The organism is Salarchaeum sp. III, assembly GCF_036418315.1.
In the GTDB taxonomy this organism is placed as follows: Archaea; Halobacteriota; Halobacteria; order Halobacteriales; family Halobacteriaceae; genus Salarchaeum.
In genome coordinates this window covers 606,030-631,700 of the sequence record NZ_JAZHPG010000027.1, presented here as the reverse complement: position 1 = coordinate 631,700, position 25,671 = coordinate 606,030, and the positions used below count along the sequence as shown (strand labels likewise).

At 67.4% G+C, this 25,671-nt stretch carries 27 protein-coding genes; 19 read left to right on the top strand and 8 right to left on the bottom strand.

Annotated features, from left to right (window positions below):
• Nucleotides 1-20 precede the first annotated feature (20 nt).
• Nucleotides 21-695 (top strand): LiaF transmembrane domain-containing protein, encoded by a 675-nt coding sequence (locus tag U3A55_RS14140; RefSeq protein WP_330992139.1) that lies wholly within the window; start codon nucleotides 21-23, stop codon nucleotides 693-695.
• Nucleotides 696-1,012: 317 nt separating this feature from the next.
• Nucleotides 1,013-3,085, top strand: coding sequence for a methionine--tRNA ligase (gene metG / locus U3A55_RS14135; protein WP_330992138.1), 2,073 nt, complete (start codon nucleotides 1,013-1,015; stop codon nucleotides 3,083-3,085).
• Nucleotides 3,086-3,142: 57 nt separating this feature from the next.
• Here the strand turns inward: metG and U3A55_RS14130 are convergent, their stop codons facing one another.
• Complete coding sequence (locus U3A55_RS14130) at nucleotides 3,143-3,472, bottom strand: hypothetical protein (protein WP_330992137.1); 330 nt, start codon at nucleotides 3,470-3,472, stop codon at nucleotides 3,143-3,145.
• A gap of 176 nt (nucleotides 3,473-3,648) precedes the next feature.
• Between U3A55_RS14130 and pyk the strand changes: the two genes are divergently transcribed.
• The 6 genes from pyk to U3A55_RS14100 are packed head-to-tail and all read left to right on the top strand — an operon-like array spanning nucleotide 3,649 to nucleotide 9,369.
• Entirely contained in the window at nucleotides 3,649-5,382 is a 1,734-nt protein-coding gene (gene pyk / locus U3A55_RS14125; protein ID WP_330992136.1) for a pyruvate kinase, read from the top strand.
• A gap of 44 nt (nucleotides 5,383-5,426) precedes the next feature.
• Complete coding sequence (locus U3A55_RS14120; RefSeq protein ID WP_330992135.1) at nucleotides 5,427-5,570, top strand: DUF7312 domain-containing protein; 144 nt, start codon at nucleotides 5,427-5,429, stop codon at nucleotides 5,568-5,570.
• A gap of 38 nt (nucleotides 5,571-5,608) precedes the next feature.
• Nucleotides 5,609-6,112 carry an NfeD family protein gene (locus tag U3A55_RS14115; RefSeq protein WP_330992134.1) on the top strand — a complete coding sequence of 168 codons (504 nt, stop codon included), beginning with the start codon at nucleotides 5,609-5,611 and terminating at the stop codon, nucleotides 6,110-6,112.
• A 44-nt stretch (nucleotides 6,113-6,156) separates the two neighbouring features.
• Entirely contained in the window at nucleotides 6,157-7,329 is a 1,173-nt protein-coding gene (locus U3A55_RS14110; RefSeq protein ID WP_330992133.1) for an SPFH domain-containing protein, read from the top strand.
• A gap of 39 nt (nucleotides 7,330-7,368) precedes the next feature.
• Nucleotides 7,369-7,962, top strand: a complete 594-nt coding sequence (locus U3A55_RS14105; protein WP_330992132.1) for a winged helix-turn-helix transcriptional regulator — start codon at nucleotides 7,369-7,371, stop codon at nucleotides 7,960-7,962.
• 42 nt (nucleotides 7,963-8,004) lie between these two features.
• Nucleotides 8,005-9,369 carry a lamin tail domain-containing protein gene (locus tag U3A55_RS14100; protein WP_330992131.1) on the top strand — a complete coding sequence of 455 codons (1,365 nt, stop codon included), beginning with the start codon at nucleotides 8,005-8,007 and terminating at the stop codon, nucleotides 9,367-9,369.
• On the opposite strand, the gene U3A55_RS14095 is transcribed toward U3A55_RS14100, so the two are convergent.
• Nucleotides 9,366-9,617 (bottom strand): DUF7123 family protein, encoded by a 252-nt coding sequence (locus tag U3A55_RS14095; protein WP_330992130.1) that lies wholly within the window; start codon nucleotides 9,615-9,617, stop codon nucleotides 9,366-9,368. The genes U3A55_RS14100 and U3A55_RS14095 overlap by 4 nt on opposite strands.
• A 195-nt stretch (nucleotides 9,618-9,812) precedes the next feature.
• Between U3A55_RS14095 and U3A55_RS14090 the strand changes: the two genes are divergently transcribed.
• Nucleotides 9,813-11,654, top strand: a complete 1,842-nt coding sequence (locus tag U3A55_RS14090; RefSeq protein WP_330992129.1) for a flippase-like domain-containing protein — start codon at nucleotides 9,813-9,815, stop codon at nucleotides 11,652-11,654.
• Here U3A55_RS14090 and yjjX read toward each other — a convergent pair.
• On the bottom strand, nucleotides 11,638-12,144 hold the full coding sequence (gene yjjX, locus U3A55_RS14085) for an inosine/xanthosine triphosphatase (protein ID WP_330992128.1): 507 nt from the start codon (nucleotides 12,142-12,144) through the stop codon (nucleotides 11,638-11,640). The two genes, U3A55_RS14090 and yjjX, sit on opposite strands and share 17 nt — an antisense overlap.
• Nucleotides 12,145-12,285: 141 nt before the next feature.
• Between yjjX and U3A55_RS14080 the strand changes: the two genes are divergently transcribed.
• From U3A55_RS14080 to U3A55_RS14070, 3 genes are read left to right on the top strand one after another with little or no spacing between them, the layout of a single operon-like run.
• A complete protein-coding gene (locus U3A55_RS14080) occupies nucleotides 12,286-13,248 on the top strand; it encodes a transcription initiation factor IIB (protein WP_227260731.1) in 963 nt (320 codons plus the stop codon).
• Nucleotides 13,249-13,278: 30 nt separating this feature from the next.
• Nucleotides 13,279-13,638 carry a hypothetical protein gene (locus tag U3A55_RS14075; protein ID WP_330992127.1) on the top strand — a complete coding sequence of 120 codons (360 nt, stop codon included), beginning with the start codon at nucleotides 13,279-13,281 and terminating at the stop codon, nucleotides 13,636-13,638.
• Between the two features lie 24 nt (nucleotides 13,639-13,662).
• Nucleotides 13,663-14,340, top strand: a complete 678-nt coding sequence (locus U3A55_RS14070; RefSeq protein ID WP_330992126.1) for a type I 3-dehydroquinate dehydratase — start codon at nucleotides 13,663-13,665, stop codon at nucleotides 14,338-14,340.
• A 136-nt stretch (nucleotides 14,341-14,476) separates the two neighbouring features.
• Here the strand turns inward: U3A55_RS14070 and U3A55_RS14065 are convergent, their stop codons facing one another.
• Nucleotides 14,477-14,929: an MGMT family protein gene (locus U3A55_RS14065; protein WP_330992125.1), complete on the bottom strand. Its 453-nt coding sequence runs from the start codon at nucleotides 14,927-14,929 to the stop codon at nucleotides 14,477-14,479.
• Between the two features lie 89 nt (nucleotides 14,930-15,018).
• Here U3A55_RS14065 and trpC point away from each other — a divergent pair, with 89 nt between their 5' ends.
• The 5 genes from trpC to U3A55_RS14040 all read left to right on the top strand — a co-directional run bounded on the left by trpC (nucleotide 15,019) and on the right by U3A55_RS14040 (nucleotide 19,916).
• Nucleotides 15,019-15,771, top strand: a complete 753-nt coding sequence (gene trpC / locus U3A55_RS14060; protein WP_330992124.1) for an indole-3-glycerol phosphate synthase — start codon at nucleotides 15,019-15,021, stop codon at nucleotides 15,769-15,771.
• Nucleotides 15,768-16,988, top strand: a complete 1,221-nt coding sequence (gene trpB, locus U3A55_RS14055) for a tryptophan synthase subunit beta (protein ID WP_330992123.1) — start codon at nucleotides 15,768-15,770, stop codon at nucleotides 16,986-16,988. Before trpC ends, trpB begins: the two co-directional genes overlap by 4 nt.
• Nucleotides 16,985-17,863: a tryptophan synthase subunit alpha gene (trpA, locus tag U3A55_RS14050; RefSeq protein WP_330992122.1), complete on the top strand. Its 879-nt coding sequence runs from the start codon at nucleotides 16,985-16,987 to the stop codon at nucleotides 17,861-17,863. The genes trpB and trpA overlap by 4 nt, the downstream gene beginning before the upstream one ends.
• Nucleotides 17,864-17,887: 24 nt before the next feature.
• Nucleotides 17,888-18,676 (top strand): 2-amino-3,7-dideoxy-D-threo-hept-6-ulosonate synthase, encoded by a 789-nt coding sequence (locus U3A55_RS14045; protein ID WP_330992121.1) that lies wholly within the window; start codon nucleotides 17,888-17,890, stop codon nucleotides 18,674-18,676.
• Nucleotides 18,677-18,749: 73 nt separating this feature from the next.
• Nucleotides 18,750-19,916: a 3-dehydroquinate synthase II gene (locus tag U3A55_RS14040; RefSeq protein WP_330992120.1), complete on the top strand. Its 1,167-nt coding sequence runs from the start codon at nucleotides 18,750-18,752 to the stop codon at nucleotides 19,914-19,916.
• Here U3A55_RS14040 and U3A55_RS14035 read toward each other — a convergent pair whose 3' ends face one another.
• The 4 genes from U3A55_RS14035 to lonB all read right to left on the bottom strand — a co-directional run bounded on the left by U3A55_RS14035 (nucleotide 19,917) and on the right by lonB (nucleotide 23,769).
• A complete protein-coding gene (locus U3A55_RS14035) occupies nucleotides 19,917-20,387 on the bottom strand; it encodes a universal stress protein (RefSeq protein WP_330992119.1) in 471 nt (156 codons plus the stop codon).
• Nucleotides 20,388-20,417: 30 nt separating this feature from the next.
• Nucleotides 20,418-20,864 carry a zinc ribbon domain-containing protein gene (locus U3A55_RS14030; protein WP_330992118.1) on the bottom strand — a complete coding sequence of 149 codons (447 nt, stop codon included), beginning with the start codon at nucleotides 20,862-20,864 and terminating at the stop codon, nucleotides 20,418-20,420.
• A 30-nt stretch (nucleotides 20,865-20,894) separates the two neighbouring features.
• Nucleotides 20,895-21,575 carry a CPBP family glutamic-type intramembrane protease gene (locus U3A55_RS14025; protein ID WP_330992117.1) on the bottom strand — a complete coding sequence of 227 codons (681 nt, stop codon included), beginning with the start codon at nucleotides 21,573-21,575 and terminating at the stop codon, nucleotides 20,895-20,897.
• A gap of 151 nt (nucleotides 21,576-21,726) precedes the next feature.
• Nucleotides 21,727-23,769: an ATP-dependent protease LonB gene (gene lonB, locus U3A55_RS14020; RefSeq protein WP_330992116.1), complete on the bottom strand. Its 2,043-nt coding sequence runs from the start codon at nucleotides 23,767-23,769 to the stop codon at nucleotides 21,727-21,729.
• A gap of 175 nt (nucleotides 23,770-23,944) precedes the next feature.
• On the opposite strand from lonB, the gene U3A55_RS14015 reads away from it, so the two are divergent.
• On the top strand, nucleotides 23,945-24,457 hold the full coding sequence (locus U3A55_RS14015) for a nicotinamide-nucleotide adenylyltransferase (protein WP_330992115.1): 513 nt from the start codon (nucleotides 23,945-23,947) through the stop codon (nucleotides 24,455-24,457).
• Between the two features lie 605 nt (nucleotides 24,458-25,062).
• On the top strand, nucleotides 25,063-25,671 hold the full coding sequence (locus tag U3A55_RS14010) for a trimeric intracellular cation channel family protein (RefSeq protein ID WP_330992114.1): 609 nt from the start codon (nucleotides 25,063-25,065) through the stop codon (nucleotides 25,669-25,671).

Sequence of the window (25,671 nt, the reverse complement as noted above, 5' to 3'; positions counted from 1 at the left end):
CGGACGCGAAACCGCCGCGTATGGCACGCACGTCACGCCGCTGGGGGTCCGCCGGGTTCTTCGTTCTCCTAGGTATCGTCCTCCTCCTGTTCACCACCGACGCGGTCGAATCCATCGACCTCTGGACGTGGTTCCCCGGCCTGTTCGTCCTGCTCGGCGCGTGGTCGCTCGTCGCGTCCCGCGGCCGCAACCTCACCGGACCCGTTCTCGTCATCGTCGTCGCCGGCGCGTTCCTCCTCCGGAACCTCGACTACCTCCAGGAGGGATTCATCAGCACCTACTGGCCCGCCGTCTTCGTCCTGCTCGGCGCCCTCATCCTCCTCAACCGCGGACGCAGACATCGCAGTCACACCGCGAGCGCGACCGGCGAATTCACGTCCGTCTCCATCTTCGGCGGAGACTCCCAGCACGTCGGCAGCGACGACTTCCGGGGCGGCGACGTGGTCGCTATCTTCGGCGGCCCCACCATCGACCTCCGCGACGCAACCGTCGACGACAAACCCGCCGTCCTCGAAATCGTCTCGGTCTTCGGCGGCGCGGAAATCCGCGTCCCCGAGGACTGGACCGTCAAAACGGAGAGCGTCAACATCTTCGGCGGCCTCGAAGACAGCCGTCGAAACCCCGGTACCGCCGACGAACCCGACCTCGTCCTCACCGGGGTCAGCGTCTTCGGTGGCGTCGAACTCACCGACTGAGTTCGACTAACCCCCACTCGCTCCGCTCGCGGGGATGGCGTCGAACTCACCGACTAACTCCGACCCACAGACTGACTGAAAGCTTTTTGCGGCGGGCGTTCCGAGAAGCGAGCGTGACACGAGTGGCGTCGCTGATGCGGTCTATGCGCACGCGGTAGCGACGCCGCCGGGCGAACCGGACACCGATTCGGCCCTCATACGGCCGCGGCGTCCGCGAAACCCACGCGCTCGTTCTCGCTTCGACACGAAACCAGTCCTTCGAGAGAGATGATTCGGAATCCACGGGCTTTAGGCCCACACGGCGAGGTGTATCACGCATGAGTCACGAGGACTTCCCGACGGAGAACCCCGCGGTGGTGACGTGCGGGCTTCCCTATCCAACTGGGGACCTGCACGTCGGCCACCTGCGGACGTACGTGAACGGCGACGCGTTCAGCCGCGGCCTCCGAAAACTCGGCCAGGAGACCGCGTTGGTCTCCGGGACGGACATGCACGGCACGCCCATCGCCGTGCAGGCCCTAGAGGAGGGCGTCAGTCCGCTCGAACTCGGTCTGGAGCGCCACGAGCAGTACGCGGAGACGTTCCCCGATTTCAACATCGAGTTCGACAACTACGGTCACACGCACGAGGAGACGAACGTCGAACTCACGAAGGAGTTCGTGCGGGCGTGGGAGGACGAGGACCACGTCTACGAGAAGGAGATCCAGGTCGCGTACGACCCCAACGCCGACCAGTGGCTTCCCGACCGGTACGTCGAGGGGACGTGTCCGTACTGCGGCGAGCACGCGCGCGGCGACGAGTGCGACGACGGCTGTCAGCGCCACCTCGAACCCGGCGAAATCGAGAACCCCGTCAGTACCATCACGGGCAACGACGCGGAGTACCGCGAACGCGCGCACAAGTTCCTCCGCCTCTCCGACTTCCAGGAGTACCTGGAGGGATTCATCAATCGAATGGAGGGCACGAACAACGCGAAGAACCAGCCCCGCGAGTGGATCGAGGGCGGCCTGGAGGACTTCTGCATCACGCGCGACCTCGACTGGGGCATCGACTACCCCGGGGAGGAACGCGACCGGGACGGTCGCGAAGAGGCGAGCGGCGGCGACGACCTCGTGCTGTACGTCTGGGTGGACGCGCCCATCGAGTACGTCGCGTCCACGAAGCAGTACTCGGAGCGCGTCGGCACTGACGAGTTCGACTGGGCGGAGCCGTGGCGGGACGGCGACGGCGAAATCGTCCACGTCATCGGCCGCGACATCATCCAGCACCACACCGTCTTCTGGCCGTCGATGCTCAAGGGAGCGGGCTACAACGAACCACGCGCGGTCTGCGCGACCGGGTTCGTGAACCTCAACGGCAAGGCGTTGAGCACGTCGAAGAACCGCGCCATCTGGGCGCGCGAGTACCTGGACGAGGGGTTCCACCCCGACCTCTTCCGGTACTACATCGCGACGGCGAGCGGGTTCGAGCGCGACGTGAACTTCTCCTGGGAGCGCTTCCAGGAGACCGTCAACTCCGAGTTGGCGGACGTGGTCGGGAACTTCGCGTACCGCGCGCTGTTGTTCGCGGAGCGGAACTTCGGCGGGACGCCCGACGTGGCGCTGTCGGACGACGTGGAGACTGAAATCGCGTCCGCGATGGACGACTACGAGGACGCGCTCAACGACTACGACCTCAGGAGTGCGGGCGAGGTCGCGGTGAACCTCGCGCGGTACGGGAACGAGTACATCCAGTCCGCGGAACCGTGGAAGCTCGACGACGACGAGGCCGCGCCCGTCATCCGGGACTGCGTTCAGCTCACGAAGGCCGTCGCGGTGCTCCTCCAGCCGTTCACGCCCGAGAAGGCCGACGACCTCTGGAGCCAGCTCGGCGAGGACGGGTCGGCCGCGGACGCGACTATCGCGGACTGCCTGCAGGAACCGCCGGCGGCGTTCGGCGAACCCGAGGCGCTGTTCGAGAAAATCGAGGACGAGCGCGTCGAGGAGCTGAACGAGAAGCTCGAAGCCAGTATCGAAGACGCGAGTAGCGAGGAGAGCGAGACCGAAGACGTGGATTTCGAAGCCCTCACCGAAGACCGAATCAGCTTCGACGACTTCCAGGACCTCGACCTGCGGGTCGGCCGCATCGAGGCCGCGGAGGGCGTCGAGGGCGCGGACAAGCTCGTGAAGCTCACCGTGGACATCGGCGTCGAGACCCGACAAATCGTCGCGGGCCTCAAGCAACTCCACGACACCGACGACCTCGAGGGTCAGAAGGTCGTCGTCGTCGCGAACCTCGAACAGGCCGAGCTGTTCGGCGTGGAGTCGAACGGGATGGTGCTCGCCGCGGGCGAGCAGGCCGACCTCCTCACGACCCACGGCGACGCCGAACCCGGCACGAAAATCAAGTAACTCCTCCCGGGTTTTTCTTCGCCAACCCCGCGGCCACCGAGTGCGTTTCGGGCGCGTTCACCCGAGGATGTCGTAGACGGTGACGAGGAGGAAGGAACTCCAGAGGAAGACGCCGCCCCCGTAGAAGAGGAGTGGGACGCTGACCGGCGTGTCGAGGTCGGTTCCCGTCCAGCCACCCTGGGCGTCGAGGCCCTCGGCGTTCTCGAAGCTCCCGCCGTCCACCGGCCCGCTGCTGCCGACGCTGAGGATGACAGCGGTCACTCCACCCATAGCGGTGAAGAGGACGAGAACGCCCGAGTCGGCTGCGACGTACACCGCGCCGACCGTGACGGCGGCGAGAACGCCCGCGTAGAGGACGAGGGGTTTCGAGAGGCCTGTGAGGTTCATGACTGCTCGCTAGAACGACTCGGGCCGCCACGTATGAACGTTTTCCAGAAACGCCAGCAGCGAATCAATCGAGAGCATGAGTTCTCCGGAGGACTGCGGAGGAGTGGATACGACACGTTCGTTCGTGAGCGACTGACGGCGAGGGTTTTTGCGCCGTCACGCCCAACTATCGCGTAATGAGAAACGCGAAGATAGTGTGCACGCTCGGCCCGGCGACGAACGACCGGGCGTCGGTGCGTGCGCTCGCGGACGCGGGGATGACGGTGGCGCGCGTGAATTCGAGTCACGGCGAGCGCGAGGACCGCCGCGCGCTCGTGGAGACGGTTCGGGAGGTGGACGAGGCGACGGAGAACCCGGTCGCGGCGATGATAGACCTGCAGGGCCCGGAGGTCCGGACCGCGCCCATCGAGGGCACCATCGAACTCGAAGCGGGGCGGACGGTGCGGTTCGAACCGGGGACGACCGCGGACCCGGACCGCGTGGGGCTGTCGACGAGCATCGCGGCCGCGGAACCCGGTGACAGAGTGTTGCTGGACGACGGCCGCATCGAGACCACGGTCGAGGAAGTCGAGGGCGACGCCGTCGTCGCGCGCATCGAGTCCGGCGGCGAACTCGGGAGTCGAAAGGGCGTGAACGTCCCGGGCGTGAGCCTCGGCCTCGACGTGGTGACGGAGAAGGACCGGAAGGACCTGAAGATGGCCGCCGACCTCGGCGTGGACTTCGTCGCGGCGAGTTTCGTCCGGGACGGCGACGACGTGCTGGACGTGAGCAGCGTGCTGGAGGAGTTCGACGCGGACATCCCCATCATCGCGAAGGTCGAGCGCGCGGACGCCGTGGAGAACCTCGACAGCATCGTGGAGGCCGCGCACGGCGTGATGGTGGCGCGGGGCGACCTCGGCGTCGAACTCCCGATGGAGGACGTGCCCGTCATCCAGAAGCGCATCATCCGCCGCTGCCGGAACGCGGGGTCGCCCGTCATCACGGCGACGGAGATGCTGGATTCGATGATTCACAACCGCCGGCCGACGCGCGCGGAGGCGTCGGACGTGGCGAACGCCGTGCTCGACGGAACGGACGCCGTGATGCTGTCCGCGGAGACCGCTATCGGCGACCATCCGACGCGCGTCGTGGAGTCGATGGACCGCATCATTCGAGAGGCCGAGCGTAGCGAGGAGTACGCCGAACTGCGGGAGCAGCGCGTGCCGAACGCCGACGACGGGCGGACGGACGCGCTCGCGCGGTCGGCGCGCTACCTCGCGCGCGACGTGGACGCGACGGCGGTCGTGGTCGCCTCCGAGTCCGGGTACACGGCGCGGAAGGTCGCGAAGTTCCGGCCGGCGATGCCCGTCGTCGCGGCGACGCCGAACGACCGCGTGCGCCGCCAGCTCGCGCTCTCGTGGGGCGTGAACGCGCAGTACGCGCCGATCGCGTCCGGCGACGCCTCCGACGTCATCGACTCCTCGGTCGGCGCCGCGCTCGACGCCGGCGTCGCGGACAGCGGGGACACCGTCGTCGTGCTCTCCGGGATGATGACGGAACTCGAGGGCACGGACACGACGAACACGCTGAAGGTGCACGTCGCGGCGGAGACCCTCGCGGTCGGGCGCGCGGTCGTCGCGGGCCGCGTCACCGGCCCGTTCGTCTACGCGCCCGACGGCGACCTCACCGATATCCCCGACGGCGCGATTATCGGACTGCCCGCGGACTTCGACAGCGAGTTCGAGGGCGACCTCTCCGTCCTCGGCGGCATCGTCAGCGAGCGCTCCGGAATGACCGGTTACCCCGCGATGATAGCGCGCGAGCTCGACGTGCCGATGGTGAGCGGCGTCACACTCCCCGACGACCTCGCGGACGGCGACTCGGTCACGCTGGACGGCGAGCGCGGCGTCGTCTACGGCGGCCGCCTCTAAGCGCGACCCCCGGGCTTTTGTCGACCGAACTCCGAGAGACGGGTATGAGTGACTCCGAGGAGTACGACAGCCCCGAGGTGCCGCGACCGCCGCCGATAGACGTGGAGTCGCCCGACCCCGAGAACGTCACGTTCTTCCTGCTCGGCGCGGCGGTTGCGGCCGTCGCCATCGTTCAAGTCGCCCTGTAGCGGACAACGGTTTTGGTGCTCCGCGTTCGATATCACGTATGGCAGTAGAGACGCTCCCGCTGTTGCTCGTGATCGGCGGCGTCGCCCTGATGGTGATGGAGGCGTTCGCGCCGGGCGCGCACTTCGTCGTCATCGGCACCGCGCTGTTGGTCGCGGGCATCGCCGGCCTCCTGTTCGCACCGCTCGCCGCACCCATCGCGCTCGCGGGTATCGTGCTCGTCGTCGGCGGCGTCTCCCTCTGGGTGTACCGCCACTTCGACATCTACGAGGGCACGGACGAGGGCCAGACGGAGGGGTCGGCGAGCCTCCGCGGGAAGACCGGGTACGTCGTGGAGCGCGTAACGGAGCGCGACGGCCGCGTGAAAATCGAGGGTGGCGGGTTCAGTTCGCGGTACGCCGCTCGCACTAGGACCGGCGACATCGAGGAAGGCACCGAAATCATCGTCACGGACCCCGGCGGCGGGAACGTCCTCACCGTCGAGGCGCTGGACGGCCGGGACGACATCGACCGCGAACTCGACCGGGAACGCGGCGGCGAATAGGTCGCGAGGCGAACCTTTATCCGGGAACCGGGAGCAGATAGTGTATGGAACTCTCCCCCCTCCAATCGGTCGGCGGGAGTCCCGTCCTCACCGCGGTAGCGATTCTGCTGCTGGGACTAGCAGTGGTCATCGTCTACCAGATGGTGGAGATCGTGGACGCCTACGAGAAGAAGGCACTCACGGTGTTCGGCGAGTACCGGGGGCTGCTCGAACCCGGTATCAGCTTCATTCCGCCGTTCGTCTCGCGAACGTACGCGTTCGATATGCGGACGCAGACCATCGACGTGCCGCGGCAGGAAGCCATCACGCGCGACAACTCGCCCGTGACGGCGGACGCCGTCGTCTACATTCGCGTGATGGACGCGAAGCGCGCGTTCCTCGAAGTCGATAACTACGAGCGCGCGGTGTCGAACCTCGCGCAGACGACGCTGCGCGCAGTGCTCGGCGACATGGAACTCGACGACACCCTGAACAAGCGCCAGGAGATCAACGCGCGCATCCGCGAGGAGCTCGACGAGCCCACGGACGAGTGGGGAATCCGCGTCGAGAGCGTGGAGGTCCGCGAGGTCAATCCGTCGCAGGACGTCCAGCAGGCGATGGAGCAACAGACGTCCGCGGAGCGCAAGCGCCGCGCGATGATTCTGGAAGCGCAGGGCGAACGCCAGTCCGCCATCGAGACCGCGCAGGGAGAGAAGCAGTCCGACATCATCCGCGCACAGGGGAAGAAGCAGTCCCAGATCCTCGAAGCGCAGGGTGACGCAATCTCGACCGTGCTCCGCGCGAAGTCCGCGGAGTCGATGGGCGAGCGCGCCATCGTCGAGAAGGGCATGGAGACGCTGGAAGCCATCGGACAGAACGAGTCGACGACGTTCGTGCTGCCGCAGGAGCTCACGAGCCTCGTCGGACGGTACGGCAAACACCTCACCGGGAGCGACGTGGAGGCAGCGACCGAATCCCTCGACAGCCTCGAGTTCGACGAGGAGACCCGTGAGCTGCTCGGGCTGGACGACATCGACGAGATACTGAGCCAGCTCGACGAGGAAGCGGACATCGACACGGACAAACTCGAGGAGAAGGCCGAGGAAGTGATGGCCGGCACGGACGCCGGAATGCAGGACGCCGAGTCCGTCATCGAGGAGATGGACCAGGAGTTCGAGTCCGCGAACGACGACACGTCCGGCGGGTCGGCGGACGAGAGCGACGAGCAGACGAAGTAAGGCAACCCTTTTCTCGGTCTGTCACGTACTCACACGCAGATGGTCGACGAGGACAAGCGTTCGACGCTCCGGCGGTTCGCGGCAGTCGGGGCGGTCGGTCCGCTGTCGCAGCTCCCATCGAGCGACGACGACGGGAGCGAGACGCGGGACGCCATCACGGGATACGTCGCGTCGACGCCGGGCGCGCACTTCTCGAAGCTCCGCGACGACCTCAAACTCGGGACCGGGGAGGCCCAGCACCACTTGCGCCGACTCGTCGAGGACGGCGTGGTTGAAGCGCACCGCGACGGCGACTACCGGCGGTTCTTCCCCGCGGGCCAGTTCTCGGACTTCGAGCGCGTCGCGTTGAGCTATCTGCGGCGGGAGACGCCGCGCGGAATGCTGCGCGAACTCCTCCGCACGCCGGACGCGTCCGGCGCGGCGTTGGCGGACGCGCTCGGCGTATCGGGGCCGACGGTGAGCAAGTACGCGAGCGAACTCGAACGCGCGGGCGTGCTCTCCCGGGAGGACGGGTACGCGGTCGAATCGCCGGAGACGGTGTTGATGTTGCTCGTTCGGTACGCGGAGTCGTTCGACGCTGAGACCGCCGAGTTCGCGGCCGAGGCCGCTGATTTCGTCTCGTACACTCCCTGAATCGGCGATAAGTCCTTTCAGTTCGCGGGAGTGAGTTTCCGTATGAGCAAGGAGCGACTGCCGGACCTCTCGCGGCGCGCGTACCTCGCGGGGGCGGCGACGGTCGGCGCGCTCGGCGCCGGGGGCGTCCTCTACAACGGCGATTTGCCGTTCACCGAGTCGGAGATGCCGACGTTCGTGGCGCAACAGGGATATCTCCGCTGGGAGCTGGAGCCGATGTCCTACCGAGACCAGACGGTGAAGGAGTTCTACGGGTACGACGACGGCGGAGCGGCGAGCGCGAACCCGTCCGCGGCTCTCGCGGAGGAGGACGCGGCGAGCCGCGTGTTCGCGTACACTGGCCCCGTGAACGACAGCCTGGGGTTCCTGCACGGCGGGCCGAACGGTCCCGCCGGCGAGGCCGACTTCTCCTTCTCGGGCCTGAACCGCTCGAAGGGCGAGTGGGTGGTGCAGGACGACCCGAGTAGCGCGGACGACGACTACGAACCCTGGGAAGGCGGAAACCAGCGCGTCGACTGGCAGTGGCCCGCGGGCGGGACTGACGGCGGCGCGTTCTGGAACGCGTTCGAGAGCACGGTGACGGTGACGGCGAAGACGCTGTCCGGCGTGGACTCCTGGCGGCTGCTCTCCGGGTCGGACCCGGCGGACGCGACCGTGCACGAGCTCTCTCCGGAGAAACCCCTGAAGGTTCGCGAGGCGAAGCGGCCGGTGAAGACGATAAACGTGGACGTGATGCCGGACGCGGAGGACAACGTCTTCGACCCGTACTCGCAGGACACGCTCGACGTGGCGGTGAAGCCCGGCGGGGAGGTCGAGCCGGACGACCTCGACCCCGGGAACTACTCGCTCTACTTCGGCTCCCGGGAGTACCTCGCGGGGCAGAACGGTGCGTCCCCCCAGAAGAGCATGACGATAGAGGGCGACCTCCTCCTGAAGTACAAGATTTCCGCGGCGAACTTCAGCCTGAGCGACCGCACCGCCTACCTCGTCGGGAAGTCGAAGTCGGGCGCGTGGGTGCGCGGCACCGACACCATCCACCCCGGCGGGTTCGGGACGGGCGAACCGACGGGCGACCTCGTCGTCTCCGACCTGCACGTGGACGCCGCGGGCGCGGACGAGGAGAACCTGAACGGCGAGTGGGTGGAGTTCCAGAACGCCGGCGACGCCGCGCTCGACCTCACCGGCTACACCGTTCGCGACGAGGAGGGATGGGCGTTCAACATGCCGGACGGTTTCGCGCTCGACCCCCAGGAGACGGTTCGCCTCCACACCGGCAGCGGCGAGTACGGCCCGCACAACCTCTACTGGGGCGTCGAGTCCGAAGTCTGGCAGAACGGCGGCGGCACCGTTCTCGTCGAGGACGACACCGGCACGACGGTCGTCGAGTACGAGTACCCGCGGAACTAGGCCGTGACTTTCCAGGTGGTGCTGGAGGAGTACCCCCACTTCTCGACGTCGAGTTCGATGTCGGCCTGCTGGAGCGCGGGCATGTTCGTGCCGACTTCCTTCGCGGACATGTCGAGTTCGTCGCCGATGACGCGGGACTTGAAGTAGGTCTTCGTCGGGGCGTGCTCGCGGAGGAACGCGAGGATGGCTTCCTGTTTGTCGGTGAGGGTCGAGGCCTGAACGGCCTGTGCCTGGGTTGCGGCGCTCATACCAGTGGAGAGCACACATACCTCAAAAGGGGCTTTGGTACGTCCGGTAAAACGCGCCTTTCAGACTTCCTATCCGACCCTCACAGCACTTCCGGCGGTTCGAAGAGGGGTGAGAGTGGGCTGGTGGTGGGGTGGTTGGTACGAGTGGCTAAGAGTCCAGAAAGTTCTTACGCGAAACCGCCCCCCATTAGGGCAATGAGCGATGGGGCCGTCGAGGTGAGTGTCGTCCTCCCGGCGTACAACGAGGAGGACACTATCCGGGAGACCGTGGAGACGACGCTCGCGACGCTCGACGGCTTTCTGCCCGCGGGTGGTTTCGAGGTCGTTGTCGCTGAGGACGGGTGTGACGACCGGACGCCCGAGATTGCGGACGAACTCGCGGCCGCGGACTCGCGAGTGCGGCACTTCCACTCGGACGAGCGCCTCGGCCGGGGTGGCGCGCTGGACTTCGCGTTCGAGCGCGCGGCGGGCGACGTGCTCGTCTACTTCGACACCGACCTCGCGACCGACATGCGACATCTGGAGGAGCTCGTGGAGAGCGTGCGGTCGGGCGAGTACGACGTGGCGACGGGGTCGCGGTGGCTGCCGGGGAACGTCGCGGACCGCCCGGCGAAGCGCGGCATCCCTTCCCGGGGATTCAACTTCGCGACGCGGCTCCTGCTCGGCTCCGAGCTGCGCGACCACCAGTGCGGGTTCAAGGCGTTCAGTCGGGAGGCGTTCGAATCGCTGCAGGACGAGGTCGAGGACAAGCACTGGTTCTGGGACACGGAGATGCTCGTGCGCGCCCAGCGCAAGGGGTTCCGGGTGAAGGAGTTCGCGGTGGACTGGACGCCGAAGGGCGACTCGAAGGTCGACCTCGTGCGGGACGTGTTCGGAATGGGGTCGCAGATTCTCCGGTGCTTCTGGGAGTTCCGGGTGTCGCCGTACGCCAACCGGCGAACCGGAATGGCGGTCGGCGTGCTGCTGTCGATACTCGCGTTCGCGCTGATGTTCGTCTACATCGACACCGACACCTTCGTCAACGCGGTGTCGAGCGCGGACCCGGCGCTGGTCGCGGCGGGCGCGGCGGTGTACGTGCTGTCGTGGCCGCTCCGCGGACTGCGATACCGGGATATCCTCGCGGAACTCGGCTACGACGGAAGTATCGGGTTCCTCACGGGCGCGGTGTTCATCAGCCAGACGGGAAACCTCGTGATACCGGCGCGGGCGGGCGACGCCATCCGTGCGTACATCGTGAAGGCGCGCCGGGGCGTGCCGTACACCACGGGATTCGCGTCGCTCGCGGTCGAGCGCGTGTTCGACCTCCTCACAATCACAGTGCTCGCGGGGAGCGTGCTCGTCGGCCTCGCGCTGTTCGCGCCGTCGACGCTCGCAGACCTCGCGACCACCGCGTCCGGCGTCGGCGTGGAGGGGAACGCGGCGGCCGTGCAACAGGCCGTCGTCGTCGCCACCGCCGTCGGGCTGCTCGCAATCGGCTCCGTCGTCCTCATCGTCTGGTCGGCGCGCTCCGACTCGAACTACGTCCGTCGCGTCGTGAACTGGGCGAGCGACGACTCGTACACGGCGTACGTCGCGAGCGTCTTCGAGGACTTCGTGACGGACGTCCAGCGCGTCGCCGGCACCGCGAGCGGGTTCGCGCGCGTCGGCGGGACGAGCGTGCTCGTCTGGACGCTCGACGTGGCCACCGCCCTCCTCGTGTTCCGCGCGTTCGGCCTCGACCTCCCGCTCGTCGACCTGGTCGCCGTCGGGTTCTTCGCGGTGAGCGTCGGCAACCTCTCGAAGGTGATTCCGGGGCCGCCGGGCGGTATCGGCATCTACGAGGCCGCGTTCGCTGCCATCGTCCACACGCTCCTCCCCGTGACCTTCACCACGGCAGTCGCCGTCGCCATCGTCGACCACGTCGTGAAGAACGTCGTCACCGTCGCGGGCGGCGCCGTTTCCATGGTTCGACTGAACGTCTCCCTGACGGAGGCCGTCGACGGTACCGTCGATGGCGAGGCGGACGCGGAGGACGCGCCGGTCAGTAGTAGTCGGTGACGAACGGTCCGAGCGCGCCCGCGAGCGCGTGCCGGAGCGCGGATTCCCTGTCGACGAGGTCGCCCGTCAGCACGCCGGCCGCGCCCTCGGAGCGCGCGACGTTCTCCGCGCCGACCACGTCGTCCATCACCGGTCCGAGTTCCTCGCCGGCCTGCACGCGCGCCGCAATCGGGTCGGGGAGGACGAACCGCGGACCGCCGCCCAATCCCATCGTGTCGCCGTCCGTCACGGCTGCCCACATCGTAAGCAGGAGGTCGTCGCCCGCCGAGGCGACGCCGCCTTCGAGGCCGACACCGAGGTCGTAGTCGCCGGCGGCGAGCGCGCGCTCAGCGCGAGTTCGCGCGCCCGTCCGCGTCTCCTCATCGGTCATCGGCTGTTCGGGGACGCCGGAGTCGACGTCCTCGGTCGCGATCGTGGCGTTCAGCGCGGCGGTCGCGCGCTCGGTTGCCTCGCGCTTCACGGGGTTCTCGCTCCCGACTGCGATTCGCATACAGGTCGGTGGCGAGCGTCCCGTGAAAGCGTTCCGGCGTCCCTGAGACACTATACCGAACCCGTCGTGAAGGGGAACGCTTATGCGCGTTTTGGGCTAACGCTGTTTCCACGACCCCCTCCGAGTTTTCGGAGTTTACGCATGACTAATCAGCGCATACAATCCCGAAGGCAAGAGACGACCGAAGCGGAAACCGAGAGTGAGGAGTCGAACGAATGCCCCGAGTGCGGCGGTCTCGTTATTCAGGACGAGGAGCACGGCGAGTCCGTCTGCATGGACTGCGGCCTGGTCGTGGAGGAGGACGGCATCGACCGCGGCCCCGAGTGGCGCGCGTTCGACTCCGCCGAGAAAGACGAAAAATCCCGCGTGGGTGCCCCGACGACGAACACGATGCACGACAAGGGCCTCTCCACCAATATCGACTGGCGGGACAAGGACGCCTACGGAAATAGTTTGAGTTCGAATCAGCGCCAGAAGATGCAGCGCCTCCGGAAGTGGAACGAGCGCTTCCGGACGCGCGACGCGAAGGAGCGGAACCTGAAGCAGGCCTTGGGCGAAATCGACCGGATGGCGAGCGCGCTCGGCCTCCCGGACAACGTCCGCGAGACGGCGTCCGTCATCTACCGCCGCGCGCTGGAGGAGGACCTCCTCCCCGGTCGCAGCATCGAGGGCGTCTCCACGTCCTGCGTGTACGCCGCGGCGCGGCAGGCCGGCGTCCCCCGCAGCCTCGACGAGATCGCGGACGTGAGCCGCGTCGAGAAGGCCGAAATCGCCCGCACCTACCGGTACGTCGTGCGCGAACTCGGCCTGGAAGTCCGACCCGCGGACCCCGAGAGCTACGTCCCGCGGTTCGCGTCCTCCCTCGAACTCTCCGATGAGGCCGAACACCGCGCCCGCGAGCTCCTCCAGACCGCGAAGGACAAGGGCGTTCACTCCGGTAAATCGCCCGTCGGTCTGGCGGCCGCCGCGGTGTACGCCGCCGCGCTCCTGACGAACGAGAAGACCACGCAGGCGAAGGTCAGCGAGGTCGCGGACATCAGCGAGGTCACCATCCGCAACCGCTACCACGAACTCCTCGAAGCCGAGGACTCGATTCCGGTCTAAGTTTTTCACGCTCGCGGTCCAATTTCGGGTATGCGAGTTCCCGAGTCTCCTCCTGCCCGTGCGGGCGTCGTCCTCCTCGGCGCGCTCACCGGCGGCGTCGTCGCCGCGCTCGCGAGTACTGTACTCTCCTATCCGTATCCGCTGGCAATCGGTATCGCGGCCGCCGTCCCCGTGATGGATGTCGGCATCTACCCGGAGAACGTCCCCGACGAGGCGGGTGTGGCCGCACTGGTCGGCGTCGGGGCGGCGGTCGGCGGCGCGCTCGCCGGTTGCGCCGTCGGCTGGGCGTGGCTCTCGGTCTCCCTGCCGTATCCGACGGTGTTCGCGGTCGCGACCGCGTACCTCGCGGCGGAAGTCGGCGGGTACGCGGCGCGGTCCCGCCTCACCTAAGTCGGGGGCGCGAAAGTATCGGGTATGGAGTTCACGGAGTTCACGCTCGCCGCCTCGACGGACAGGCTCGCGGACGAACCCGCGGCGCGCGAGCACGCCGACTGCCTGGAGTTCCGGATGGACCTCGCGAGCGACCCGCTCGCCGCGCTCGACGACTACGACGGCGCGCTCCCCGTCCTCGCGACGAACCGCGCGAAGTGGGAGGGCGGCGCGGCCGCGGACGACGACGCGCGCCTCGACGCGCTCTGCGACGCTGTCGCGCACGACGCGGTCGAAGCAGTCGATATCGAGTTGGAGTCGATGCTGGACGGGGACGGCAAGCGCGTGCGGGACGCCGCGCGGGACGCGGACGCGTCGGTGGTCGTGTCGGTGCACGACTTCGAGGGGACGCCGCTCCGTCAGGACATGCGCGGCCTCCTCGGGAACGCGGTCGAGTACGGCGACGTGGGGAAACTCGCGGTCACCGCCCAGGACAGACAGGACGCGCTCGACCTCCTCACGGTGACGCACGAGTACGCGATGGCGGACGAACCGGTGGCGACGATGGCGATGGGCGAAGCGGGCCGCCACACGCGGGCCGTCGCGCCCGTCTACGGCTCCAAAATCGGGTACGCGCCCGTCGATGCCGCGGACGCGACCGCGCCCGGCCAGTACGACCTCGAAACCCTCCGCACGCTCGTCGACGACCTGCGGGAGAACTGACGCTACAGACGCGGCCGGTGCATCGCCGCGCGGCGCGCGGCGTTCTCGAGCGACTTCGTCGCTCGGGATTTTTAGTCCAGGTTTTTGTGACGAGCGGTGAGCGCGAAGCGCTCACCCGAGTCAGAAAAACGTGGGTTCAGAGGTCTTCGAGCGCGCGGAGTTTCTGTTCGATTTCGGGCGGGGCGGCGCTGGGGCCGTCGCGGACGCGATGGTCGGGGATGACGAGCGGGAGGGGGTTTTCGGCGAGCGCCGTCCGTACCTCGTCGAGGTCGCTGGGTTCGTCGGGGTCGAGGTCGGGCGTGATGCGGGCGAGTGCTTCGACGGAGAGCTGGTCGCCGTAGGGGATTTCTCGGACCTGTTCGAGGACGTTCCGGTGGGTGGTGGGGACGGTGAGGCCGGTTTCGATGTCGCGAAAGTCGTCCTCGACGCCTTCGAGGTAGGCGAAGATGCGGTCGAGGAGGTCGTGGTCGTCGTTCGCGTCCTCGTCGGGCGCGGTGGGGAATGAGACGCTGATGAGGCGGTCGCCGGCGAGGCCGAGTTGGACGTAGCGGTCGAGGTAGTCGGAGTGGCGGGTGTAGAGGCCGCTCATGGGCGTGTGGTGGCGCGTCGGCGGTTTATACCTCCCGGGCCGGAAGAGACGAAAGCCTAATGTACAGAAGAGTGCATTGACGTACAACAATGGACGGGTCCGAGTTGGCGCCGGCGGTGCGGTCCATCCTCGACGCCGCGCGCGAGAGAACACACGACGGCGAGCGACTCTCGGTCGAACCGCGGTCGCTCACCGACGCGGTCGCGGCCGCGGAGGCCGACGGCCGCGTCCCGCTCATCGCGGAAGTGAAACCCACGAGTCCGACGACCGAGGGGACGCGCGAGGTCGACCCCGTCGAGGCAGCGACGGCGATGGTCGACGGCGGCGCGGCCGCGCTCTCCGTGCTCACGGAACCCGCGCACTTCGGCGGGAGCACGGAGACGCTCGAACGCGTGCGGAGCGCGGTGGACGTGCCCGTCCTCCGGAAGGACTTCATCGTTCGCGAGGAGCAACTGGACGCCGTCGAGGCCGACGTGATCCTGCTCATCGCGCGGTTCGTCGACGACCTCGACGGCCTGGTCGCGGCGGCGCGCGAGCGCGGCTTCCAGGTGCTCGTGGAGACGCACACCCGGGCCGAAGTCGCGCGGGCGCTCGCTGCCGGCGCGGACATCGTCGGCGTGAACAACCGCGACCTCGGGAAACTCGACGTGGACCTCGAAACGTTCGAGTCGGTGGCGCCCGAGATTCCGGATAGCGTGACGACAGTCGCGGAGAGCGGAATCAGCACGCGAGACGACGTGCGGCGGATGCGAGCGGCGGGCGCGGACGCCCTGCTGGTCGGGTCCGCCGTGATGGACGACACGCCCGACGCCATCCGGGAGAACACACGAGACCTCACATGAGTCAGAAAACGTTCGGCGACTACGGCGGACAGTACGTCCCCGAGGCCCTGATGCCCGCGCTGACGGAGCTCGAGGACGCCTACGAGCGCTACGTGCTGGAGAACGAGGACGGCTTCGTCGACGAGTTCGAGGAGCGCCTCCGCGACTTCGGCGGCCGGCCGACCCCGCTCCAGCGCGCGGACAACCTCTCCCAGCGGTACGGCTTCGACGTGTACCTCAAGCGCGAGGACCTCGTGCACGGCGGCGCGCACAAGCTCAACAACGCGCTCGGCCAGGCGTTGCTCGCGAAGTACATGGGGAAGGAACGCGTCATCGCGGAGACGGGCGCGGGCCAGCACGGTACCGCGACGGCGATGGCGTGCGCGTCGCTGGATTTGGACTGCGAGATTTACATGGGCCGCACAGACATCAACCGCCAGCGGCCGAACGTCTACCGGATGCGCATCCACGGCGCGGACGTGAACCCCGTCGACATCGGGTCGGGGACGCTGAAGGAAGCGACGAACGAGGCGATGCGGGACTGGTCGCGGACGGTCGAAGACACGCACTACGTCATCGGGAGCGTCGTCGGCCCGCACCCGTTCCCGACGATGGTGCGGGACTTCCAGTCCGTCATCAGCGAGGAGGCGCGCGAGCAGTTCAAAGCGCAGGTCGGTCGACTCCCCGAAGCCGTCATCGCGTGCGCGGGCGGCGGGTCGAACACGATGGGGGCGTTTCACGAGTTCGTCGGCGACGAGGACGTTGACCTGTACGCCGTCGAGGCGGGCGGGAGCGGGCTCGGCGTCGATAGCGAGGAGTCGTACGCGCCGAACTCCGCGAGCCTCGGCACGGGCACGGAGGGCGTGCTGCACGGCGCGCGCACGAAGCTCCTCCAAACGCCCGAGGGCCAGATTGTGGAGTCGCACTCGGTCTCCGCCGGCCTCGATTACGCGGGCGTCGGACCCGAACTCGCGCACCTCGTGGACGAGGGGCGCGTCACCCCCGTGAACGTGGACGACGACGCGGCGCTAAACGCATTCCACCGGCTCTCCACGGAGGAGGGCATCATCCCCGCGCTCGAATCCAGTCACGCGCTCGCGTACCTCGAAGAGTACGAGGGGGAGGGGCCGGTGATGGTGAACGTCTCCGGTCGGGGGGACAAGGACCTCGACACGGTCATCGAGGAGTCGACGGAGCGCGACATCGCGAACGCGCCAGACATGGAGGTGTACCAGTGAGCGACCTCGAAGCGGCGTTCGACGGCGACCCCGCGCTCGTCTCCTACATCGCCGCCGGCGACCCCAGCGTGGAGCAGACGAAGGAGTACGTGCGCGCGCTCGTCGAGGGCGGGAGCGACGTCATCGAACTCGGCCTCCCGTTCTCGGAACCCATCGCGGAAGGCCCGACGATTCAGAAGGCCGTGAAGCGCGCGCTCGACGCCGGCATGACGCCCGAACGCTACCTCGACCTCGTCCGCGAACTGCGAGAGGAGGGCGTCGAGGTGCCGCTCGTGTGCATGACGTACTACAATCTCCTGCTCCAGCACGGGCAGGCGTCGCGGAGCGACGCCGAACGGGCGAGCGCGGAGGAATGCGAGGCGCGAGCATCACCCGAGGCGTTCGTCGCGGACGCGGCGGAAGCGGGCATCGACGGCTTCGTCATCCCGGACCTGCCGGTGGACGAGGCAGCGCCGCTGAAAGCGGCGTGCGACGAGCACGGACTCGATTTGGTGTTCATCGTCGCGCCGACGACGACGGACGACCGGCTCGAACGGATGCTGTCGACGGCGTCCGGGTTCGTGTACGTGCAGGGCCGGATGGGGACGACGGGCGCGCAGGACGACGTGAGCGAGGACGCGCACGGCAGCCTCGGGCGTCTCCGGGAGGCGGACATTCCGAAAGCGGTCGGGTTCGGTATCAGCACGGGCGAGCACGCCCGTGAAATCGTCGCGGGCGGCGCGGACGGCATCATCGTCGGGAGCGCGTTCGTCGATATTATCGCGGAACACGCCGACGACGGAACGGCGGCGGAGCGGTTACGGGAGAAAGCGCAGGAGTTGAAGGACGGAGCTGTCGCGGGCGCGAAAGAGACGCCGGAATCACAATCGACATAGCCACCCCTTTGCTACACTGTATCAATGAATTCTACCGGGAAATCCGCACGACTCGACCGAATCGGGAAAGACGGGAAGCTAGTGACGATTCCGATGGACCACGGCATCACGCTCGGCGCCGTCGAGGGCCTGAAGGACATCGAATCGACCATCGACGCCGTCACAAGGGGTGGCGCGGACGCGGTGCTCACGCAGAAAGGTATCGCGCCGCGCGTCCACCCGAACAAGAACGGGAAGGGCTACATCATCCACCTGAACGCATCCACCACAATCGGCCCGGACGCGAACGACAAACGCCGGACCGGAACCGTGGAGGAGGCGGTTCGGGCGGGCGCTGACGCGGTCTCCTTCCACATCAACGTCGGGTCGGACCACGAACCGGACCAGCTCGCCGACCTCGCGCGCGTGACGGACGAGGCCGACCGACTCGGCATTCCCGTGCTCGCGATGGCGTACGCGCGCGGTCCGGGCGTCGACGAACACGACGCGCGGAACCTCGGGCACGCCGTCCGGCTCGCGGAGGAGGCGGGCGCGGACGTGGTGAAGACCGCGTACTCGGGCGACCGCGAGAGCTTCGAGCACGTCGTGGAGTCCACCGCGAAGCCCGTCATCATCGCGGGCGGCAGCCCGCAGGGCGACCTCGCGACCCTCGAAGCCGTGCGGGGCGCGATGGACGCCGGCGCGAAGGGCGTCTCGATGGGACGCACGGTGTTCCAGCACGACGACCCGAACGCCATCTCGGAGGCCGTCGCGGCGGTCGTGCACGACGACGCAGCGCCCGCGGACGCGCTCGACGCGGCCGGGCTGTCGTAGCGAATACACGGACGGTCGCGGAGGCGCTGCGGTATCCGCCACGTTCAAGCACTCCCACCGCGAGTTTCGGGATATGACTGAACGCGCCGTCTGGCTGAAGGCGGACGACTCCGTCGGCGACTGGGAGACGCGGAAGCGACGCATCACCGCGGGCCTGGAAGCCGGCGTGGACTGGGTGCTCGTGGACGAAGCGGACGTGGAGCGCGTCCGCGAACTCGGGAGTGTGAACGTCGCGGCGTTCGAGCGCGACGACGTGGACGTTATCGGGCAGGCCGAGGAGGAGACGCAAGCGGACTGTTACGTCGTCGGGAAGGCCGGCGAGGGCGACGGCACGGTCGACCTCCCCAGCGATTTCTCGGGGAGCGCCGACCTCTCCGCGCTCCGCCGGAAGGACGAGGTGGGGGGCGCGTACGTCCGCATCCTCGGGACGGACTACGAGTCGTTCGCGGAGGCCGCGGCCGAGGAGGCCGAGTACACCATCGTCGTCGGCGAGGACTGGACCATCATCCCCCTCGAAAACCTCATCGCGCGCATCGGCGACGAGACGACGCTCGTCGCGGGCGTCACCACCGCCGAGGAGGCGGAGACCGCGTTCGAAACCCTCGATATCGGCGCGGACGCCGTCCTGCTGGACTCGGACGACCCGGACGAGATTCGGCGAACCGTCGGCGTGCGGGACGCCGCGCGCCGCGAGACGCTCGACCTGGAGTGGGCGACCGTCACCCGCGTCGAGGAAGCGGGGAGCGCGGACCGCGTCTGCGTCGACACGGGCACGCTGATGGACGACGACGAGGGGATGCTCGTCGGCTCCATGTCCAGGGGGCTGTTCTTCGTGCACGCCGAGACCGCTGACTCGCCGTACGTCGCCTCCCGGCCGTTCCGCGTGAACGCCGGCGCGGTCCACGCGTACGTCCGCACGGCCGACGGCGGCACGAAGTACCTCGCGGAACTCGGGAGCGGCGACGACGTGCAAATCGTGGACACGGACGGCCACACCCGCGAGGGCGTCGTCGGGCGCGCGAAGATCGAACGCCGCCCGATGTTCCGCGTGGAGGCCGAGACCGCGTCGGGCGACCGCATCGAGACGCTCCTCCAGAACGCCGAAACGATCAAGGTCGCCACCCGCGAGGGCCGGACGGCCGTCACCGACCTCGAGGAGGGCGACGAGGTGAAGGTCTACCTGGAAGAAGGCGGTCGGCACTTCGGCGAATCCATCGAGGAGCGAATCATCGAACAGTAGTCAGCGGTACTCTCCTGCGGGCTGTGCGCCCGCATCGGGTTCGGTGTGACGGACGATGAACACGTCGTAGGCGTCGTCGGCGGCGACACTGCTCCCGACGCTGCTCACGGAGGTAACGAGGTGGCCGGCGTTCTCGCTGCCGACGAAGACGATGCTCGCAGCCTCCTCGCGCGCCATGCTCTTGACGTGGCGCGCGACCGTGCCCGACGACGCGCGCCGGCCGAGGAGTTCGTGGCGGAAATCGGCTTCTGGCGTAATCTCCATGACTGATTCGTGGACGGCGGCGACGACGCGGTCCACGTCGAACTCCTCCTCGTCGTCGAGCCACCCGCGCTCACGGGCGGTCTCGACGCTGCGCTCGATGACGGTGACGGCGACGAGGCGCTCGTCGAGCACGGATTTGAACTGCCCGGCGCGCCGGAGCGCCGCTCGCGACAACGCGGAGCCGTCGAACGGAACGACAATCGACATACGCACAACACGACCGCGACGGCCATAGGCCTACTCCTCGTTCTCAAACTCGTACGTACACCACGGGCAGAAGTCGAGTTCCTCGTCGATTTCGCGTCCGCAGTTCGGACAGGTAGCGGCCGCCTCGTCGACCGTCTCGGTATCCGTATCGCCCGGCGTTGGAACATCGTCCGCGAGCGCGGCGTCCCGGTTCGCGGCCTGCGCGGCCGTGAGGAAGTAGGCGTCGATAGCGCTGAGAACGCGAATCACGAGCAACGCGACGGTGAGTTCCATCGGGAGTGTCGCCGTCTCGAACACCGCGAGGCCCTGCTCCTCGAACGCGGTGAGGAGTTCGGGCGGCGTGAGGAGGTACGCGATGGCGACCGCGAGTGCGATCCATGCGACCGCACGAACCCACGCGCGGCGGTAGAGCTGGCCGAGACCCGGATAGACGAACGAGAGAGCGGAGGCGAGGATGCCGCGTCGGTTCAAAGCCACGAGTACGCGAATACTGCGCACGCCGGCTCCTTAATCCCCGTGGGTCGCGTGACCGACGAGTTCGATGGCGTTCACGAGCGCGTGCGCGACGACGACCGCGACGAGACTGTCCGTGAGGACGAACACGGCCGCGAGCGCGGCGCCGAGCAGGCCCGCGACGAGGACGCCGGCGAGCCCCTGCGCGCCGTGGGCGAGGCCGAACAGGACGCTCGAGAACGCGACCGCGACGACGACGGGTGTGTCGAACCCCGTGGTGAGCGCGCCGACCAGTGCGGCGCGAAACAGCAGCTCCTCCGCGAGCGCGACCAGCGGCAGCACGCCACCGAGCAAGGCGAGCCAGCCGCCCGCGGACGCGGGCGTGAGGAGGTCCGTGAGCGCGTCCGAGTACGGGACGCCGAGCGCGTCCGCGACGCGCGCCGCGACGAGATTTCCAGCTGCGAGCACAACGCCGGCGAGCACGCCCAGGAGAACTGCACTCGGGAGCGGGCGCGTCCCAACGCCGAGCGCGTGAAGGGGGATGCCAGCAGCCCACGCTGCCGCCGCGACCGCACTGAGGAGCGTGCCGTGCGTGAGCGCGACGTTCGCGTACAGTGCGCCCGCCGGCGGGTCAGCGGTGTCCGCGACGGCGTCCGTCGGCGTCGCGCGGGACAACGCGACCACCGCGAACGCGAGGAAGACACAGACGCCGAGGAATCCCGCAAACGCGGCCATACCCGGCGTTGGACGGCCGCCGGTAAAACGCCGTGTGGTCTATCGGCGGTAGTACGTGCTCGCCGAGAAGCGAACGACTCCGACGAACAGCGCGAGCGAGAAGCAGAGAACGCACCGACGCGACACCGCGAAGAAACGGCGTTCAGCCCCGTTACTGGGGGCTCGGACTGCTGTTCGGGCCGACCTGCTGGTCGAGCGCCTTCCCCGTGATGGACTTCAGGCGCGTGACGAGCGAATCCTTCTCGGGTTCGCCGACGAGCGCCACGTCCAGGACCTCGCTGAGGTGGCTGACGGGGATGATTTCGATCTGGTCCTTGTACTCGTCCTCGATCATCACGTCCTGCTCGTTCGCCTTCGGGATGATGACCTTGTCACACCCGGCCTTCGCCGCGGCCTCGATCTTGTGCGTGACGCCGCCGACGGGCAGTACGTCCCCGCGGACGCTGAGACTGCCGGTCATCGCGAGACTCTGGTCGATGGGGATGTTCTCGAGCGCGCTGATGACCGCCGTCGCGACCGTGATGGACGCGGAGTCGCCCTCGACGCCCTCGTAGGACTGCACGAACTGGATGTGGATGTCCTTGTCCGCGATGGACTCCCCAGTGTACTTCTTGATGATGGCGGAGACGTTCTCCACCGCTTCTTGCGCGATCTCCTGGAGTTTCCCGGTGGCGAAGATTTCGCCGCCCTCGCCCTGCCGGGGCGTGACCTCGGCCATGACGGGCATCATGATACCGGAGTCGCCGCCCATGACGGCGAGCCCGTTGACGCGGCCGACAGCGTCCTCCTCGGTCGTCCGGAGTTCGTAGTCCTTCCGGCGGTCGATGTAGTCGTCCGCGACCTGCTGTTCGATGCTACGCGAGCGCTTCTTCGCCTCCAGGACGTCCTCGCGCGTCGTCTGCTCGTGACCCTTCGACTTCGCGATGTCGCCCGCGACGCGGACGAGACCGCCGAGGTCGCGGAGTTCGAGCGTCAAGCTGTCCTTCCGGCCGGCACGGCGCTTCGCTTCGAGGATGATTTCGCTCACCGCGTCCGGTTCGAAGTGCGGGAGGCGGCCGTCGTTCTCCACTTCCTGGGCGACGAACCGCGCGTACTTCCGCCGCATCTCCGGGGTGTCGTCGATGGTGTCCTCCATGTACACCTCGTACCCGTACCCCTTGATGCGGGAGCGGAGCGCGGGGTGCATGTTCTCCATCGCGTCCATGTTCCCGGCGGCGACCATGATGAAGTCACAGGGGACGGGTTCGGTCTGGACCATCGCGCCCGAACTGCGCTCGGACTGGCCGGTGATGGAGAACTCGCCCTCCTGGATCGCCGTCATCAGCTTCTGCTGGCTGCGAACGTCCAGCGTGTTGATTTCGTCGAGGAACAACACGCCCTTGTTCGCCTCGTGAATCGCGCCGGACTCCACGCGTTCGTGCGCCGGCGTCCCCATTCCACCGGACTGGAACGGGTCGTGCCGAACGTCACCGAGCAGCGCGCCGGCGTGCGCGCCCGTCGCGTCCTTGAACGGCGCAGTCTGGCGGTCCGCGTTGTTGATGAGGAGTTTCGGCACCATCGCGTCACCGCCCTGGTTCGTGTACCGGAACGCGAAGTAGAGGATTCCCGCCGCGAGAATCCCCATCAGGGGCTGGAACGCGATGAGGAACGCGTACCCGATGACGACCGCGATAATGACCCACATCAACAGCGACCGCATCTGATTACGTTTGCGGGACTCCTCGCGGTGGGCTTCCACGATCTGGTCGCCCTTCCCCGCGGGGACGGTGCGGACCTTTGGTTCGTTCGAGTCCTCGGGGTTGTGGTAGACGAGGATGTCCTGGAGGTTCTCCTTCGGGAGGAGCTGGCTCATCGCCTTCGCCAGCATGGACTTCCCCGTTCCCGGCGACCCAATCATCATCACGTGACGGTGCTGTTTCGCCGCCCGCAGCACGATGTCGCGGGCGTCCTCCTGGCCGATAACTTGGTCGACCAGGCGGTCCGGGACCTTGATGTCCGAGGTGTCGTCGACCTTGAGGCCGCCGAGGAGGTCGTCCTCCGCCACGTCCTCGTCGATTTCGACGTCACCCTCGACATCAACCTCGCTACCGAGGTCTTCGAGGTCCCCGATGGGGTCGGCAGGCTCGTCGGGTTCGTTCCCGTGGCTGCCGTACTCGTTCTCGGGGGGTGAATCAGTCGGGGGCTCGTTGCTCATAGAAGTCTACTCAGTGCTAAAGGGGAGGGTCGGGCGACTGATATACTTTCTCCCTCCGGCGAACGCGCGAGCGCCGTAATCAGCCGCATAGGGCCGCTAGAACGCCGTTCTCAGTTCGGGGGTGTCGCTGACTCGTCACGCTTATGCAGACGCGCGCGCTCTGTCCGCCAACGAAATGACGCGCGGGTTCTACATCGGCCGATTCCAGCCGTACCACCAGGGCCACCATCGCGTCGTCGAGGAGATCTCCGACGAGGTCGACGAACTCGTCGTCGGCGTCGGGAGCGGCGACAAATCCCACAGCACGCGCAACCCGTTCACCGCGGGCGAACGCGTGATGATGATAACGAAATCCCTCGTCGACGTGGACGTCGTGACGTACGTCGTCCCCATCGAGGACATCAACCGGAACGCCGTCTGGGTGAGTCACGTTCAGTCCATGACGCCGAAGTTCGACGTAGCGTACTCGAACAACCCCCTCGTCATCCGCCTGTTCGGCGAGGCCGGCGTCGACATCCGCCAATCCCCGATGTTCGAACGCGACGTGCTGGAAGGCACCGAAATCCGGAACCGAATGGTCCGCGACGAGGACTGGCGCGAACTCGTCCCCGACCCCGTCGCCGGCGTTATCGACGAAATCGACGGCATCGAACGCATCCGCCAGGTCAGCGACACCGACGCCGGATAACGTAGGAAACGACCACCAAGGTCTATTTACAGAACGCCGAAAACGGGTTGAGAGAGGATATTTTATATTTCGGGTCGGACAGGTCGAATATGGCTCCACCCGAACTTAGTATCCTGCTGGCGGCTACCGCCATCGGAATAGCGGGCTGGTCACAAATCATTGATTCACCACAGAGCCGAATTGAATCGTTCGACAACCCCTGGTACAGGATTGTTACTGCAACGAGCCTTTTTGTAAGCTTTCTCGTCATGATTCTAACATTCCTGTCGCTGTTGTTCGGCATTGCAGCAAATATAAACAATCTACCAGCGGGGGGACGGCATTCTATCTCGTTCTAGTGGCTATTCTGTTCGCGAGTATACCGAGCGCGATTAGAATGTCAGAGATGATATTGACGGAGTTAGAGAGCTTTGGACGGGAAACCACGGTAGCTGTTGCTGTCAGTGTCTTCGGTATATTAGCTATTATCGCGTGGCTATTACTCAGTATCGGAGTGGGTTTTTCATGATTAGTTCGTTGTTTCCGCGAATCAAGGGAGCCGATTCTTGTCGTGATGAACAGCGTCAGACCGAAGGTCTGACTGGCTCACGACACCGAATACACGCATGGACGCATTCGGTATCATGAACGCGGTCGGGTTGGTCGCGTTCGCAATCGTCGGCTCCCTCAAGGCGAGCGACGCCGACCTCGACCTCCTCGGAATCGCCGTGCTGGGGTTTCTGACCGCGCTCGGCGGCGGGATTACGCGGGACGTGCTGGTGGGGCGGACGCCGGCGGCGTTCTCGGGGAGCGGGGACGTGGCGTGGGCGTTCGTCGGCGTCCTCCTGGCGCTCGCGCTCGCGGTCGTCGTGGACGAGCGTGGGCTGCTCGACAGTCCGGCGCTTCTCGTCCCGGACGCGGTGGGGCTGGCGGCGTTCGCGGCGATGGGCGCGCTCGTCGGCGCCGAGTCGGGCGTCTCCCCGTTCGGGGTGGTCGTGCTCGCGACCCTGACCGGCGTGGGCGGCGGCACCATCAGCGACGTGCTGCTCGACCGCGTGCCGTTCGTGCTCACGGAGGACTTCTACGCGTCCTGCGCGCTCATCGGCGGCGCACTGTTCGTGCTCGCCGTCGATGCCGGCGTGGCGCGGCGGACGGCAGCGCTCGCGTGCGCGGCCGTCGTGTTCACGCTCCGAGTCGCGGCGTTCCACCGGGAGTGGGCGCTCCCGCGACTCTGA